Source organism: Pseudomonas sp. SWRI77, from assembly GCF_014269105.1.
Taxonomy (GTDB): domain Bacteria; phylum Pseudomonadota; class Gammaproteobacteria; order Pseudomonadales; family Pseudomonadaceae; genus Aquipseudomonas; species Aquipseudomonas capeferrum.
Map to the genome: position 1 here is coordinate 1 of NZ_JABWRV010000069.1, position 542 is coordinate 542.

The window sequence follows — 542 nt, forward strand, 5'->3', positions numbered from 1 at the left end:
ACTTGACCATATAACCCCAAGCAATCTGGTTATACTGTGAAGACGACATTCGCCGAAAATTCGCATGCTGCTCAGTTAAGAGCACATCACAAATTTTACCTTAGCCTGATCAACTACCAGTGAAAGTAGTGTTCAGTCTATTTCTATCACATATCCGAATTTTTAAAGAACGATCTGACAAAAGCCAGAAATCAACATTCGACACGAATGCTCATTTCTGAGTTTGATCAAGGTACTGCAAGAGTGGTGGAGCCAAGCGGGATCGAACCGCTGACCTCCTGCGTGCAAGGCAGGCGCTCTCCCAGCTGAGCTATGGCCCCGCATATTGGTAGGTCTGGGCAGATTTGAACTGCCGACCTCACCCTTATCAGGGGTGCGCTCTAACCAACTGAGCTACAGACCTATATAGGGTCTTGATCGTCTTCACATATGAATCAAGCAATTCGTGTGGGAGCTCATCAGCAGGCTGATGTCGTCGATTAAGGAGGTGATCCAGCCGCAGGTTCCCCTACGGCTACCTTGTTACGACTTCACCCCAGTCA

General features: G+C 48.2%; 2 tRNA genes and 1 rRNA gene. All 3 read right to left on the reverse strand.

Annotated elements, in window-relative coordinates:
- Nucleotides 1–244: 244 nt before the first annotated feature.
- Nucleotides 245–320, reverse strand: a tRNA-Ala gene (locus HU766_RS25990).
- A gap of 6 nt (nt 321–326) precedes the next feature.
- Nucleotides 327–403: transfer RNA gene (locus HU766_RS25995), tRNA-Ile, on the reverse strand.
- 77 nt (nt 404–480) lie between these two features.
- A 16S ribosomal RNA gene (locus HU766_RS26000) occupies nt 481–542 on the reverse strand; the annotation flags it as partial.